Consider the following 14,724-nt stretch of genomic DNA (forward strand, 5'->3'; position numbering starts at 1 on the left):
GCAGAGAAAATGGAGAACCAATGTCGCGCACGCCGAGGAGGTAGATACGCTTAGGTTTGCCCTCTGTATGCCGCCGTTTCACACAGCGCAGCCAGTGTCATCACACCGCCTGGCCTGGCTGGGTTGCCGACTTGCGTCCACAGCGGCAGCCTTACGGGCAAGCAGGCTGCCAATCTCTGCACCCACTTGCAGCTCTGAGACCTGGCCAAAGTGATGTGCTGCAATCCGTCCTGACTGATCCAACAGAACAAGGCTGGGCGTGCCGCGCATTCCGTATGCCGCCATGGTTTCCGGCAAAGGCCCGGTGCCCTGTTTGTCGACCGCCACAGGAAATTTGATACGGTATTCGTGAAGAAAGGCTTTCAGTGATACCGGGGTCATCGCGTCATGATGTTCGAAAACGGTGTGCAAACCGATTACGGCGACGTGTTCGTTGGAAAAATGCTCCCGCACAGCTTGTGCCAGAGGGATGCCATGGATGACGCAGCCTGGGCATAGCATCTGGAAAGCCTCAATGACGACAACCTTACCCTGGAAATCCGAAAGCATTAAGTTCTTGTCAGTGTTGAACCATTCACTGACCTGCAGTTCAGGCGCTTGCATATTGATCTCTCCTGTTCAGAGGTCGGCCGCCTGCCTGAGACGACCGGCTGACATCGTTATTGAAGCTTGCCCGGTAGGCTCAGGTCGCCCGAGGCAATGTCGAAAACATCCGTGACGCACAAAAGCGGAGCGTGAATGTTGGCGTTTACCCGCAGAGCAGAGGTTACGCCATCATAAGCGATGCCTTCCAACTGAACGTCGTTGGAAAATCCGGCTTTGACTTGAATTTCCGGACCATCGAACAGCGGTGTGAACCCTGGGCTGTCCAGGAAGATTGGGAATCCAGGCCAGGTTGCAGGAAGCTTTGGCGTCGTCCCTTCAGGGATATCGCGCACTGCAAGGGCGCCCGGGCCGCAAGTTTCGGTCGGGGCGAGAACAACCCAGTGGCTGTGCCATTCGATACCGTCGTTGGCTGGGTCGCCATCGCCGTTTTCATCAAACAGCGGGGTGTCGTCAAAATCCGGGTGGCTGGTTGCAGCCATTGCCAAGATGCCGGCGCCGCCTTCGAAACCTACTGCAGACGTATCCAGGGATGTAGGCCACACATAGGACCAGACGTCTGACCCTCCTACTGCCCCGGTTCCTGCCGGCACCGATGCCCCGGCAGTACCATTGGTGGTCATGTGGAACGTAATGGTATTGCCGTTGCGATGCGCATGCGCTGCAAGGATGTCAAAGTCGGCCACCTTGGCGACATCAGCGGGAGAGACAACAGCCCCCTCCTGATGTATCGCGTGATCGCCTTCTGCGACGGCGGACGAAGCTCCGATCACAACTGCAGCAAGTGATTTCCAGGTGAGTGTCATTTCTTATCTCCGGTAAAGTGATATCGACTCGCTACCAAACGGAGAAACATATTGCAACTTTAATTTCGACTCGCTACTTGTTGGGCATGAGAACCGCCCACAGTATTCGTATCCTTATCAACCGTCTTGCCCGGATAGATTCCGCTGCGGGCTGGACGGGCGACCTGAACCCGACACAAAGGGCGGCGCTGGAGTACCTTTCCGAGGCAAATCAGTTTTCCCGTTCACCGTCACATGTCGCTGAGTACCTTGGGACAACCCGCGGAACGATGTCCCAGACACTGAAAGCGCTTGTGCGCAAGGGATACGCTGCCGAGCACCGACAAAAATCTGACCAGCGGTCGATCTCGTACGAACTGTCCAAGGCGGGCGCCTCTGTTTTGACAGAGGCCAATCCGATTGCTGACGCCATCGGCAATCTGCCCTCCAGCGTTCAGGTGTCTCTCAAGGATGGTCTGCTTCAGAGCTTGATGTTGGCATTGGCAGCGAACGGTGGTCACTCGTTCGGGAAATGCATGACCTGCGCCTATCATGAGACAGGTATGGGAAATGACTATTGCACCTTGCTGAACCTTAGCCTCGAGCGCGGCGAAGAAGAAAAGATATGCATCGAACACAAAGAAGCCTGAATGTTCCTTCCTGAACTATCCTCAGAAATCGGTGGCATTTTCCTGGGTCGTGTCACTAACCGCTGGGAAGCAAGGCCGCCCTCTGCCATTCAAAAGGACCGGGTGCCCGGACGTCAGGTCATTTCTCTTACTGGTTTTTCTGACGATGCACAGGCGGGCCTGACCGTGCATGGCGGTGCAGAGAAAGCCATTCACCATTATGCGCAGGATCACTATGCGGATTGGCAGAGAGAAGGGCAGCTGCCCCCCGGCGCAGTGCCCGCTGCTTTTGGTGAAAACATCTCAACAACCGGTTTGACCGAGGAAAATCTGTGCATTGGCGACATCCTGAGGCTGGGCACGGCAATCGTTCAAATCAGCCAGGGCCGTCAGCCCTGCTGGAAACTGGGACTGCACACTGGAAATGAAAGGATGCCCTACCTGTTTCAGAAAACGGGTCGCACAGGGTGGTACTACAGTGTTCTGGAAACCGGTGAGGTCGAAGCAGGAGATCGAATAACGTTGATTGAAAGGCGCAATCCGGACTGGAGCGTGTTGTACGTGACCCGCGCCCGTCTCACACGACGAGTTTCCCGTGAAGATACCGAAGCCCTCGCAAATCTGACAGACCTTGCCCGAGGCTGGCGGCAAGCCTTCGCGCGCATGGCCATGGGCGATGTAAAAGAAGATACGCGTGCGAGATTGGGGAGCATGCCGAATACGTCGTCCGAGGGGTCCACTGGGTGACGTCGGTATGATGGGCGGACGACTTGGGCAGGTACCCCGCTCGCTGCCGATAAGCTAAGCAAAGACGCACAAACCCAGGCCTCGATCAAACTGGACGAAGGGTTTTGTCGGGATGTTTTGGTTTACCGGAACCTCAACAACTTCGCGTGGTATATTGGCGATACCTATGTTCAGCACGCCACCGCGTGTGGCGAGGGGCCGGTTGAGTTGATCAAGGCTGTTGCCGGTGAACTGGCCGCCGATCCTGATGTTCAGGTCGATCTGTACCGCGTGCTTGCCGAGGGTTCCTATGTTGCAAACCCGGCAATGTGCACAGGCGAGGATTTCTAAACAGGATGGCCGGAGGTTTGACTGCCGCCGCCAGTACAGCGATGATCGCGAATATGCTGGGAACGCGGGCATAGGCCAGCGCGGTTGATGGGAAGGGGGTTTCGAATCTCAGAAAAGGAGTCTTTGGCATGAAAAGCAGTGAAGCCCCCGTGTCAATCGGCCGTGTGGCACTGATTGTGAACGATCTGGACGCTGTTGGGACCTTTTACCAACAAGTGCTCGGCCTTGAGGAATTGGCGCGGGATGGCGAAACCCTGAAACTGGGCGCTGGAAACAACGTTCTGCTCGAGTTGCGCCAAGACCGTACCGCGCGTCGCTATCCGCATGCGGCGGGCCTTTTCCATACAGCTTTTCTAATGCCGGACCGCGATTACCTGGGACGCTGGCTGATCTATGCTGCACAAAACCGCATCCCGTTGACCGGGGCGGCGGATCACGACGTCAGCGAGGCGTTGTATCTCAACGATCCAGAAGACAATGGGATCGAAATCTACGCCGACCGGCCTGTTGATACATGGCAGATGGATGGAAAGTATACCCGCATGGGCTCGCATCATCTGGATCTGGGGGCCATTGCAGGTGCAGCCCGGACAGACTGGTCCGGGGCTCCGGAAAATATGGTGGTCGGACATGTCCACCTTCAGGTCGGGGATATCAATTCGGTCGACGAATTTATGACGCGACATCTAGCGCAGGACTGCATGCTGCACGAAGGTTCAGCAGGGTTCTACAGTTCGGGCGGGTACCACCATCACTTTGCAGGCAATATCTGGAACAGCAATGGTGCAAAAGCTCGTCCAACTGACAGCAGCGGCTTGGACGAGATCGTGCTGTTGACGGATGGGACTGTATTGCAACCGCAAGAGCTGACGGACCCTTGGGGAACGCGGTTCTCTGTCGAAAGGAAGTGAACCTGCATGATTGGCTAAGGACAAAGGCGTATCTTGCAGGTGGGACAGAGGTAAACTCCGGCGGCCTGGCCGGAAGGTGGAAGCCGGGCGCGGCTTCCACCAAGGGGGAATACCAAGCGGGTCATTTCCGCATGTCAGTTGCTATCATTCATGATCCGGTTGAAAACATGCGGATCTGTGACGCCCTCTGACCCGATTAACATCACTCGGGATTTTGGTGTAATTTGAAATTGTTGTCGCAGGTCGGTGCGCAATGACGCGCAGATCAAGCCAATCAGACCGGCTACGGCGCTTTCGCCAGCCTCGATTGGCTCATCTCCGAAAGCGCCGTTTGCCAATAGGCGGACGGCCGGTGCCACAAGCTGATCAGGGATCGTCATGAAACCGCTGGCGGCCTCTCCCAAAACGTTCCATGCCAATTCGGACGGCGCGCCGCAGGATAACCCAGCCATTATGGTTTCTTCGCCTACTTCGACGGCTGTAGGCCGATTTGCCTGGGCGCTTGCAAAAAGGCAGGGGGCCAATTCAGGCTCGACCACGATGACGCGCGGAGCATTCTGCCCCCAATCCTGGAGGAATACCGCGGTGACGGCAGCCGCCAAGCCTCCAACGCCGCCTTGCAGGAAGACATGGGTGGGTGGCAAAGCTAAGTCCTGCACGATCTCACGCGCCATGACCCCATAGCCAGCCATGACATCAAGCGGGGCCTGAGTGTAACCGGGCCAGGAAGTATCCGAAACGATCAACCAGCCGTGTTCTGCTGCATCAATGCGGGTCTGTGCTACGGAAGCGTCGTAATCTCCATCAACTCGGATCACTTCGGCCCCCAGCTGGCGCATTGCGTCGGCGCGAAATTCGCTTACTTCTTTGTGAATGTAAATTCGGCAAGGCGCGCCGAAGCGCTGGGCACCCCAAGCCACTGAACGCCCGTGATTGCCATCTGTTGCGGAGATGACGGTTATGTCTGCAATTTCGGCAGCATGGGTGCCGTTTCGAATCTCATCGGCGGTGACTTCCCGGCCTGCCTTTTCGGTCAATTCACGCTGTAATACCCGCAGAACCGCATAAGCGCCGCCAAGTGCTTTGAAACTGCCCAAGCCAAATCTTAACCCTTCATGCTTGTAACAGACTGTGCCCAGATTCAGCGCATCGGCTAGACCTTGAAGGGATAGCATTGGGGCTCTTTCATATCCATTCCAGCTTTGAATTTCCCGCTGCGCGAGGTCAAAACCCTCGCGGGGTAAAGTGGTTGCGGCGGCATGGCCAAAGCGTGGCTTGGCTGCATGGCTTTCAATTCCGACAGTCTCAAAGTTTGCGAGCATTTTGTGGTCCTTCCATTGTTGGTGCAAAAATAAATCAATGGCGGTGATGTTTTTGCTCTAAGTTGCAGGTAAAATTGAAACAAACTTGCATGAGGTTGCCGTGAAGCAAAAATTTTCATCAGGAAGTCTGGATAGCTTCGATCTCGCGATTCTTAGGGTGTTGCAGCAGGACAATACGGTGCCGCACCGTCAAATCGGTGAAAGCGTGAATCTGTCTGCGCCCAGCGTACAGCGAAGGATCAAACGCATGGAGGCGGAAGGGATCATTGCCGCGCAATCAGCGCATATTGATCCGGCAGCCGTGGGATTGCCGCTGACCATTTTCGTCGAAGTCGAACTAAAAACCGAGACAGGCGGAAAAATTGATGAAATCAAGAACAGCTTCTTTGGTGCCCCTGAGGTTCAGCAATGTTACTATGTTACTGGTGAAGTGGATTTTGTTCTGATCGTTATCGTTCGAGATATGTCGGAATATGAAAAGCTTACCCAACGGTTATTCTTCTCGAACAAGAACATCCGAAAGTTCAGGACATTCGTTGCAATGGACCGAACAAAGTCATCCATGCAGTTGAACATCTGACTTGTTCCCCACTAGCGCAGGTAGTTCGGCGGGGTATTTGACGTTGCGCAGCGAGAACAGGAAACAAAGTGCTTGTGCATTCCAAATCTGCCGGCAACCTGGTGATCTGGACAGTAAATCCTGCCGGGACACCTCTTGGTTTAACTGGAAAATGAACACCTTTCCTGAGGTAATGAGGTTGGGACACATTTGCCCCAACCTCATCCAAGCTACAGGGGTTTGTGTTACGATTTGATACGGTCCATTTTGGGATCGTAAAGCGGTTGAAGTGTAACGTCGCAGGGGACACGTTGGGTCGCAACCTCCAACTCATATGTGCCGGACGTAACAAATTCCGCATCGACACCACCCTGGTTTCGGACATAGCCGTAACCGATGGATTTGCCGGTCGTGTAACCATAGCCACCCGACGTTAGCCAACCCACACGTTCTCCATCCCGGTATATCGTTTCGCGGCCCAACAGCACCACATCAGGGTCGACGGTAAAGCAGGCCAGCATCTTTTTGACGCCCTCGGCCTTTTGCTTTTCGCTTGCCGCGCGACCCTTGAAGTTTATGTTTTTGCGCAGTTTCACAGCCCAGCCCAACCCGCTTTCAAACGGCGTGTGATCGGGCCCGATGTCAGATCCCCAGGCGCGGTAACTCTTTTCTAACCGAAGAGATTCAATTGCGCGGTAGCCTGCATTAACCAACCCGTGTGGCTGCCCTACTTCCATCAGCGCAGTGTAGACTGTTTGTGCATATTCAACAGGCAAGTGCAGTTCCCAGCCAAGCTCGCCCACATATGTCACCCGCAGTGCCCTGACAGGGCAACCGGCGATACCGATTGTCCGGATCGTACCAAACTTGAACCCGTCATTCGACACATCGTCGCGGGTAACCGCCGCCAGAATGTCTCGTGATTTCGGCCCCATCAGCGACAATACTGCGTTTGAGGAGGTGATATCGAACAGCTGGCAGTTTAGCCCGTCCGGAATATTGCGGCTGATCCAGTCGAAATCGTGGGTGGCAAAGCCTGTGCCGGTGACAATGTAGAACTCATCATGCGCTACACGGCCCACGGTCAGGTCGCATTCAATTCCGCCCTTGTCATTCAGCATCTGCGTATAGACCAGAGCGCCCACCGGTTTGTCCACATCATTGGCACATATCCAGTTCATCGCAGCCAGGGCGTCGGGGCCTTTCAGCGCGAATTTGGCGAACGATGTTTGATCGAACAGCACGGCCGCCTCCCGGGCTGCTTTGTGTTCGCGACCAACGGCGGCAAACCAGTTCTGGCGGCCAAAGCTGTATTCGTCCTTTGGCGCCTCGCCCAGCGATGCGTCGGCAAACCAGTTCGGGCGCTCCCAACCCAGTTTTTCGCCAAAGCACGCACCCTGATCCTCAAGCGAATCGTAAAGCGGTGACTTGCGGCAGGGGCGGCCGGATTCGTGTTCTTCGTGTGGCCAGGCCATGGTGTAGTGTTTGCCATATGCTTCGACTGTGCGGGTGCGGACCCAATCGGTGTCGAAATGCGGGCGGCCAAAACGGCGAATGTCGGCGGACCACAGGTCAAAAGGCGGCTCGCCCTTGGCGGCCCATTCTGCCAGCACCATTCCGGCGCCACCGCCCGAGGCGATGCCAAAGGCGTTGAAACCAGCGCCAACAAAGAAATTCTTCAGCTCTGGTGCTTCACCCACGATGAAGTTTCCATCCGGAGTAAAGCTTTCGGGGCCGTTCGTCAGTGTCTTGATCCCCGCAGTTTCCAACGCTGGCACCCGGCCCAGCGACAGCTCCATGATCTGTTCGAAATGGTCGAAATTACTGTCGAGCAAGGTGTAGTGGAAACCTTTCGGTATGCCATTCACCGCCCACGGGATCGGGTTCGGCTCATAGCCGCCCATGACGAGCCCACCGACCTCTTCCTTGTAATAGGTCAGCCGATCAGGGTCCCGCAGGGTAGGCAGATCGCCGGGCACACCAAATGGTTCTGTGACCATGTACTGGTGTTCCATTGGTACCAGCGGCACATTCACGCCGAACTTGGCGGCAAAGTCGCGCGTCCATTGACCTGCACACACGATCACTTTTTCGCATTCGATACGGCCATGTTCAGTGATTACGGCGAGGATCTTGCCGTTCTCGATTTCAAGATCGGTGACCTTTGTATCTTCGAATATCTTCGCGCCTGCCATGCGCGCGCCCTTGGCCAGCGCCTGGGTAATGTCCGAGGGGTTTGCTTGCCCATCGGTGGGCAGGAACGCCGCGCCTATGACGTCACCGATATCCATCAGCGGCCAAAGATCCTGCGCTTCCTTCGGGGTCAGCAGCTGCATGTCCAGACCAAAGGAATGGGCTGTGGTGGCCTGCCGTTTGACCTCGGTCCAGCGTTCCTCGTTGCAGGCGAGACGCAAACCACCATTCATTTTCCAGCCCGTTCCCAGACCGGTTTCTTCTTCAATCTTGTTGTACAGATCGACTGAATATCCCAACAGCTGAGTTATATTGGCGTTCGAACGCAGCTGCCCCACCAGGCCCGCCGCATGGAATGTGGTGCCCGAAGTCAGCTTTTTGCGTTCCAGCAGCACCGTGTCGGTCCAACCAAGCTTGGCAAGGTGATAGGCGGTCGAGCAGCCGATGATGCCGCCGCCGATGATGACGGCTTTGGCTGTATTTGGAAGGTCGGTCATATCTGTCCTCAGGTGTTTTTGTAATCGGTCAGGGCCGTGCGAAACCGTGCGAGATTTTCGCTCGTGTAGGCTGCGTAATCGAAGTCGATTTCCGAGGTGATCTCGGACACCATGCTCCACATGGTTTCACGAAGCAGCGAGGCGCATTTCATCGCCGAATAGCGATGACGTAATTGGTTGGTGACGGGTGCCTGGAAATAGGTTTCCAGAACCCAGTCTTCTTGTTCATTGGAAAGGGAGTTGTTCGAGGCCAGCCCCCCCAGATCAAATAGTGGCGAGTTGAATCCCGCGTAGTCGAAATCGATCAGCCACAGGCGGGTGCCATCGTCCAGAAAGTTGCCGCAAAGCAGGTCGTTATGGCCAAACACGATGTCGTACGGCCCGGCTTCGGCTTCCAGGTCATTTCCAATTTGCACAAGTTCCGGGATCAGGCCCTTATGCGAACTTCCACGCTCGGTGAGAGTGGCAGCATAGTCGCGGATGACGTGAAAGACCCAGAACACCAGCGACGGTCCGCGCAGGTGCTTGGGCACCTCAAGGTGGCAGGCTTTCACGAGCTCCAGCACCCGCGGCAGCATACTGGGGTCGCGTATGTCCTCTTCGGTCAAAGTGCGGCTTTCGACGAATTCCAGCACTGTCAATTCGTTGGACGAAAACACTACAGCGGGTGACAGACCCGCTGCATGTGCGGCCTTACTGGCAGCCAGTTCGTTGAAGCGCATCACCTGGTGCAAAGGGATGTCGTCACCGACACGCACCACATAGCATCCTCTGCTGTCAGTGACCTTGTAGTTCACATTTGTAATCCCACCCGTCAACGGGGTGGCTTTGATCTCGCCCTGCCAGATCGGTAGCTTTCGAATGCGGGTCATCAGGTCGGATTGGGTCATGTCAACTCTCCATTCCAAAGCGGATGCGTGCCTGGCGAGCGCTAGCGTTGATCAGCCTATCAGCGATGATGGCAATGAATGCGATGGACAGCCCTGCCACCAGACCCCGGCCAGTGTCAGCCTTTGTCAGGGCAATGTAGACCTCTTGCCCAAGATCGCGGGTGCCAACGAGGGCCGTGATAACCAGCATGGACAGCGCCAGCATGATGGTCTGGTTAATGCCCAGAAGGATTTCGGGCAGGGCCATGGGCAAGCGAATATGGCGCAGGAGTTGCGTGCGTGTGCAGCCAGAAACCAATCCGGCCTCGATCAATTCCTCACTGACCGATCGCACGCCGTGGGCCGCATAACGCACGGCCGGGGCCAGTGCGTAAAGGACTATGGCAATCAGGGCAGTGAAATCGCCGACCCGGAACAGCATCACTACCGGGATCAGATAGACAAAGCTGGGCAAAGTCTGCAACGTATCAATCAACAGGTTGATCATTGTCCCGGCGCGTTTGTTCAGTGCGGCCACAACACCCAGCGGAACTCCGATCAGAGTAGCAAGAAACACAGAGGCTCCGCAGAGATAAACTGTCACCATTGCCTTGGCCCACAGTCCTGATACGAGGATCAGCGACGCCAGTCCTCCGCACAGCAGTGCCAGCCGCCAGCCCCCCGCGTGCCAACCCAGCAAGGTCAGCATGGCAATCGCCCAAGGCCATGGGATTCCCAGCAAAACCGTTTTTATCGGGATCATGAACCACGTCAGGAAGAAGATCTTGATCGCCTCGAACGTGTCAAAATAATTGATGTTCAGGTATTTGACCGTGTCATCCCAGAACCCGCCAGTGGTGATCGTCTGGCTTTCAGGATATTCCAGCAGCAGGGGTGAGAACTGCCCTAGAACCCAGGTCAAAATCAGCAGGATCATTACCAGAACTGTCCGGCGATGGCGGGTGATCCACGAGCCGGGGAGCTCGTGATGTACCTGCCCCATACGCTCGGCGAAGGCCTGACTTAGGCGATCGACCGCAATGGCCAGAACCACAATGGCAATACCGGCCTCGAACCCAGCGCCGATATCGAGGCGGCGCAGCGCGGCAAGGACGTCAAACCCCAATCCTCCGGCCCCGATCATCGAGGCAATGATGACCATGTTCAGCGTCAGCATGATCACCTGATTGACACCCACCATCAGACTGTGGCTGGCGGAAGGAACCAAAACGCGCCACATCAACTGCTTTTGCGTCGTGCCTGCCATGCGCCCGAAGTCCAAAATTTCGGGGTCGACGGCTCTCAAGGCAAGCGTGGTGATTCGCACCATAGGCGGTGTCGCATAGATGATCGTGGCGACCAGCGCCGAAATCGGTCCAAAGCCGAACATGAACAGAATTGGTACCAGATAGGCGAAGATCGGGATTGTCTGCATCAAGTCCAGAATGGGCGAGATGATGCGGTCGAAAGTCAGGTGGCGATAGGCCAATATCCCCAACAACAGCCCACCGCCCGCGCCAATGGGCACCGCAATCAGGACCGAGGCAAGCGTAACCATCGCGCTGTCCCACTGGCCAAAGACGGCCAGATAGGTAAAGCAGCCGCCGACCAATGCCGCGAGCCCCCAGTCCCGGCAATACTGTCCCAAAGCTACTACGGCGGTGATCACTACAATCCAGCTGATCGCAGGTAGAATGACTTGCGCATCATTGCCTTGCCCGGTGACAAAACCTTCGGCCAGCAGGGACAAGACAAGGTCATAGGGCTGTTCGATCAACCAAGCGGCAGCGCGGGTAACGTCGGTGAACGAAACTGGGCCGATTGCTGCATCCTCGATCAACCAGGACATCGCAGATGAAATATAAGTTTTGAACGGGACGACCCAAGCCGACGGGAATTTGGTGATCCAGCGCGCATCCAGCGCTTTTCCCAGGTTACTGCCGAAATACCCCAGCAGGATTGTCAGTCCGACAAGCAGTAGAATGACAAGCTGGCTGCGGGACAGGCGGCTCATACCGCGTCCCCTTCACCGAATAGCACATGGGCCACAGCCTTGCGATCAATGGCGCCAATAACCAGACCATTGCTGTCTGTCACGGGAATTGGTGCATCTGCGGTGATGATCCGTTCCGCCACGGCCGAGACGCGGGTTGATTGCACAATGGGCTCACCCTTACCCGCAGCGCCGACGGTCATTACACCACCAACCGTCAAAACCTTGGAGCGCGGAATATGCCGCGTGAATTCAGCCACATAATCTGTCGCTGGATTTATCACCAGCTCCTCTGGGGTGGCAATCTGGATGACTTCACCATCCTTCATAATGGCGATGCGGTCGGCCAAGCGAACGGCTTCTTCAAAGTCGTGCGTGATAAAGACAATAGTCTTATGCAACCGTTCCTGTAGTCGCAGAAATTCGTCCTGCATTTCGCGACGGATCAGCGGATCGAGGGCCGAAAAAGGTTCGTCCAGGAACCACAAATCGGGTTCTGTCACCAATGATCGGGCAATGCCCACACGCTGTTGCTGACCACCCGAGAGCTCTCGTGGATAGTAGTCTTCACGCCCCTTCAGACCGACCAGTTCCACCACGTCTCTCGCCTTTGCTTCGGCCTCGTGTTTGGGCGTAGCCTGAATGGTCAGGGGGAACATCACATTCTGCAACACGGTCAGGTGCGGCAGCAGGGCAAAATGCTGAAACACCATGCCCATCTTGTGCCGGCGAATTTCAATCATTTCTTTTTCGCCGGCGCGCAGCAGGTCGGCGTCGTCGAACAGAACCTCGCCGCTCGTGGGTTCGATCAACCTGGACAGACAACGAACCAGGGTTGATTTGCCTGAACCGGACAGGCCCATGATGATGAAGATTTCACCTTCGACGATTTCAATATTGGCGTTGCGTACCGCTCCGATAACACCCGCATTTCGAATTTCATCTGCCGATGGGTTCGGATTTTGCGCCAGAAAGGTCTCGGCGTTTGAACCGTAAAGCTTCCAAACGTTTCGGCAGGACAGTTTTGTTGTGGGGGTCATCTGTGATGTCCGGTACTAAAACGGAAGAAGACCGAAGCGGTAGAGGAGAGCGGGGTAACCGCTTCGGCCAAGCAGATTATTTAGAGATCCAGCCAGACCAACGGTCTTTGTTCGTCTCCATCCAATCCGCGACAACTGCATCAATATCCACACCGTCCAGATCGGCTTTGCCGACCATGGCGCTCATCTCGTCGTTATTGATGTTATAGGCTTCGATGATGTCATACGCGCCCGGCCACTTCTCTTGCAGGCCAGCCCAAGCAGCCTTCCAGATCGGACCACGCGGTTTTCCGCAGTCATAGGCCAAATCCGGGTTCACACCAACTGACGGGTCGCTGTAGCACTCGGGCGAATATGGCGGAAACTCCACGAATTCGCCGTCATATTTGGCCGGGGCCCAGTGTGGAACATAGACCCAAAGCATGATCGGATCTTCACGCTGATATGCAGATTCCAGTTCTGCAAAAAGCGCGGCATCCGTGCCTGCGTGGACAACTTCAAACTCTAGCTCTAATGCTTCGACGCGCTCGTCGTCGAAACCGCCCCAGGTCACAGGTCCACCGACATAGCGCCCATTTGGCGAGGTTTCAGCGGTGGCAAATTCCCCTGCGCAGTCTTTCAAAGCTTCCCAGTTTGGCAGGCCTGGGCAGCGGTCTTTCATGTAAGCTGGGTACCACCATTCTTCGATCGCCATCAGACCGGTTTCACCAACGTTCACCACGTTGCCAGAGGCGGTGGCTTCGTCCAGCGCTTCACGCCCGGTGGTTTCCCAGATTTCCATTGCCAGATGTAGATCACCTGTCTTCAGGCCCGCAAACTGAGCGATATAGTCCGCCTGAACATATTCAACGTTGTACCCTGCCTCTTGAAGGATTGCTCCCATTATCTTGGTGTTGATCAGCTGTCCTGACCAATCATGCAGCGTCAGTTTGATAGGGTCCGTCGATTCGACGGCCCAAGAAGCCGAAGCAGTTACGCCAGCGACTAATGTTATTGCGTGTAGTGTATTGAATTTCCTGATCATGTTGTGCTCCCTGAATGTGGCTTTTTGAGTGTTTTTCGTTTATTACACTTCCATGCTGCGCCAATCTGACAACTACGTCAATAAAAACCACATTTCTCCACGATAATTCGTTATAATTCGCACACAAAGCCCCGAATGGCACCGTATTGGGCGCAATATTGTTTTATTGGGATGACTGCCGTATCCCCCTTTCAGGAGGTCGCATGTTAAAGCCACGAAAAACCACAAATCAGCGCGAAGAAGAAATCCTTCGAGAGCTGCAACATGCGGGCGGGTCGTGCAGGGTCAGCCTCTTGGCTCAAAAACTGAATGTTTCCAATGAAACGATCCGGCGTAACGTCAAGGCACTGGAAGAGCGCAAGATCGTGCGGAAGGTTCATGGCGGCGTACATCTTAGCGAAGACGCAATAGAACCACCTTTTGAAAACCGCTTGGGAACGCAAGCGCATGCGAAAGAAGCAATAGCCCGGGCAGTCGCAAATACAATTAGCGACGGGGACTCCTTATTTCTGGATATCGGTTCGACAACCGCCTACGTCGCGCTTGCGTTGCGGAAACATAAAGACCTGTTTGTGGTTACCAATTCGGTTTTCGTCGCTTACACGTTGTCAAAGCACAACAACAACCGGGTGTTTCTGGCCGGTGGAGAATTGCGCGCCCATGATGGGGGTGCTTTCGGTGCAGAGGCATTGGATCTTGTGAAGCGTTTCAACGTACAGTTGGCAGTGTTTTCGGTTGGAGCCGTGAATGGAGATTTGGGCTTTATGCTGCATGATCTCGAAGAAGCCAATATCGCACGTGCTGCGGCTGAAAATGCGCAAGTGCGCATCGTCGTTGCCGACAGCGGAAAATTCAACAAGCGGGCTCCGATATCTCTTCACAACATGGCCGGAATTGATGTGTTTTTTACCGACCGCCGTCCTCCTGCCAATATCCAGGACATGCTCGATAAAAATGATATCGAAGTAGTTATCGCAGGGTCGGACTAGGCGCTCTGTCTCATCAGGGCAGATCAGGTCACGTGATATTTCGGGCAAGCCGGTGTGAAGGAACCCTCCGATGCTCCACCTGTTTCATTGCAAAAGAAAGATTGACTACTGAGAGCACATCGTCCCAGCGTCGTGACGTCAAGATCATACGGGCGTTTATGGACTTTGCGGAGCGGGTTCTTGGGGAGAAGGAAACCGCCGGAGATATGTGACCGGCGGGTTCTTGAGTTTTT

General features: G+C 55.3%; 14 protein-coding genes. 6 read left to right on the forward strand and 8 right to left on the reverse strand.

The annotated features are described in order from the left end of the window. Window positions 1-78: 78 nt before the first annotated feature. The gene (locus tag ACR0BF_RS18675; RefSeq protein WP_480625525.1) at window positions 79-603 is read right to left on the reverse strand and encodes a redoxin domain-containing protein; all 525 of its coding nucleotides are present in this window, start codon (window positions 601-603) and stop codon (window positions 79-81) included. A gap of 56 nt (window positions 604-659) precedes the next feature. After that, window positions 660-1,409: a hypothetical protein gene (locus ACR0BF_RS18680; RefSeq protein ID WP_480483495.1), complete on the reverse strand. Its 750-nt coding sequence runs from the start codon at window positions 1,407-1,409 to the stop codon at window positions 660-662. An 86-nt stretch (window positions 1,410-1,495) separates the two neighbouring features. Between ACR0BF_RS18680 and ACR0BF_RS18685 the strand changes: the two genes are divergently transcribed. The 4 genes from ACR0BF_RS18685 (at window position 1,496) to ACR0BF_RS18700 (ending at window position 4,005) form a co-directional block, all read left to right on the forward strand. Next, entirely contained in the window at window positions 1,496-2,038 is a 543-nt protein-coding gene (locus ACR0BF_RS18685; protein WP_480625526.1) for a MarR family winged helix-turn-helix transcriptional regulator, read from the forward strand. Next, window positions 2,039-2,764 (forward strand): MOSC domain-containing protein, encoded by a 726-nt coding sequence (locus ACR0BF_RS18690; protein WP_480625527.1) that lies wholly within the window; start codon window positions 2,039-2,041, stop codon window positions 2,762-2,764. Between the two features lie 117 nt (window positions 2,765-2,881). Next, complete coding sequence (locus ACR0BF_RS18695) at window positions 2,882-3,094, forward strand: hypothetical protein (RefSeq protein WP_480625528.1); 213 nt, start codon at window positions 2,882-2,884, stop codon at window positions 3,092-3,094. 128 nt (window positions 3,095-3,222) lie between these two features. Further along, entirely contained in the window at window positions 3,223-4,005 is a 783-nt protein-coding gene (locus ACR0BF_RS18700) for a VOC family protein (protein WP_480555797.1), read from the forward strand. Between the two features lie 134 nt (window positions 4,006-4,139). Here the strand turns inward: ACR0BF_RS18700 and ACR0BF_RS18705 are convergent, their stop codons facing one another. Beyond that, window positions 4,140-5,327, reverse strand: a complete 1,188-nt coding sequence (locus ACR0BF_RS18705) for a diaminopropionate ammonia-lyase (protein ID WP_480625529.1) — start codon at window positions 5,325-5,327, stop codon at window positions 4,140-4,142. 85 nt (window positions 5,328-5,412) lie between these two features. Between ACR0BF_RS18705 and ACR0BF_RS18710 the strand changes: the two genes are divergently transcribed. Next, window positions 5,413-5,907 carry an Lrp/AsnC family transcriptional regulator gene (locus tag ACR0BF_RS18710; protein WP_480625530.1) on the forward strand — a complete coding sequence of 165 codons (495 nt, stop codon included), beginning with the start codon at window positions 5,413-5,415 and terminating at the stop codon, window positions 5,905-5,907. Between the two features lie 224 nt (window positions 5,908-6,131). On the opposite strand, the gene ACR0BF_RS18715 is transcribed toward ACR0BF_RS18710, so the two are convergent. The 5 genes from ACR0BF_RS18715 to ACR0BF_RS18735 all read right to left on the reverse strand — a co-directional run bounded on the left by ACR0BF_RS18715 (window position 6,132) and on the right by ACR0BF_RS18735 (window position 13,502). Further along, window positions 6,132-8,576, reverse strand: a complete 2,445-nt coding sequence (locus tag ACR0BF_RS18715) for a GcvT family protein (protein WP_480520702.1) — start codon at window positions 8,574-8,576, stop codon at window positions 6,132-6,134. Window positions 8,577-8,584: 8 nt separating this feature from the next. Continuing rightward, a complete protein-coding gene (locus ACR0BF_RS18720) occupies window positions 8,585-9,466 on the reverse strand; it encodes a phosphotransferase (RefSeq protein ID WP_480520700.1) in 882 nt (293 codons plus the stop codon). A gap of 1 nt (window position 9,467) precedes the next feature. Next, a complete protein-coding gene (locus tag ACR0BF_RS18725; RefSeq protein ID WP_480625531.1) occupies window positions 9,468-11,459 on the reverse strand; it encodes an ABC transporter permease in 1,992 nt (663 codons plus the stop codon). Further along, complete coding sequence (locus ACR0BF_RS18730; protein ID WP_480625532.1) at window positions 11,456-12,478, reverse strand: quaternary amine ABC transporter ATP-binding protein; 1,023 nt, start codon at window positions 12,476-12,478, stop codon at window positions 11,456-11,458. The genes ACR0BF_RS18725 and ACR0BF_RS18730 overlap by 4 nt, the downstream gene beginning before the upstream one ends. A gap of 76 nt (window positions 12,479-12,554) precedes the next feature. Next, window positions 12,555-13,502, reverse strand: a complete 948-nt coding sequence (locus ACR0BF_RS18735; RefSeq protein ID WP_480625533.1) for an ABC transporter substrate-binding protein — start codon at window positions 13,500-13,502, stop codon at window positions 12,555-12,557. 203 nt (window positions 13,503-13,705) lie between these two features. Here ACR0BF_RS18735 and ACR0BF_RS18740 point away from each other — a divergent pair, with 203 nt between their 5' ends. Next, a complete protein-coding gene (locus tag ACR0BF_RS18740; protein ID WP_480477727.1) occupies window positions 13,706-14,491 on the forward strand; it encodes a DeoR/GlpR family DNA-binding transcription regulator in 786 nt (261 codons plus the stop codon). Window positions 14,492-14,724: the final 233 nt, after the last annotated feature.

It is taken from the genome of Ruegeria sp. AG7 (assembly GCF_056541545.1).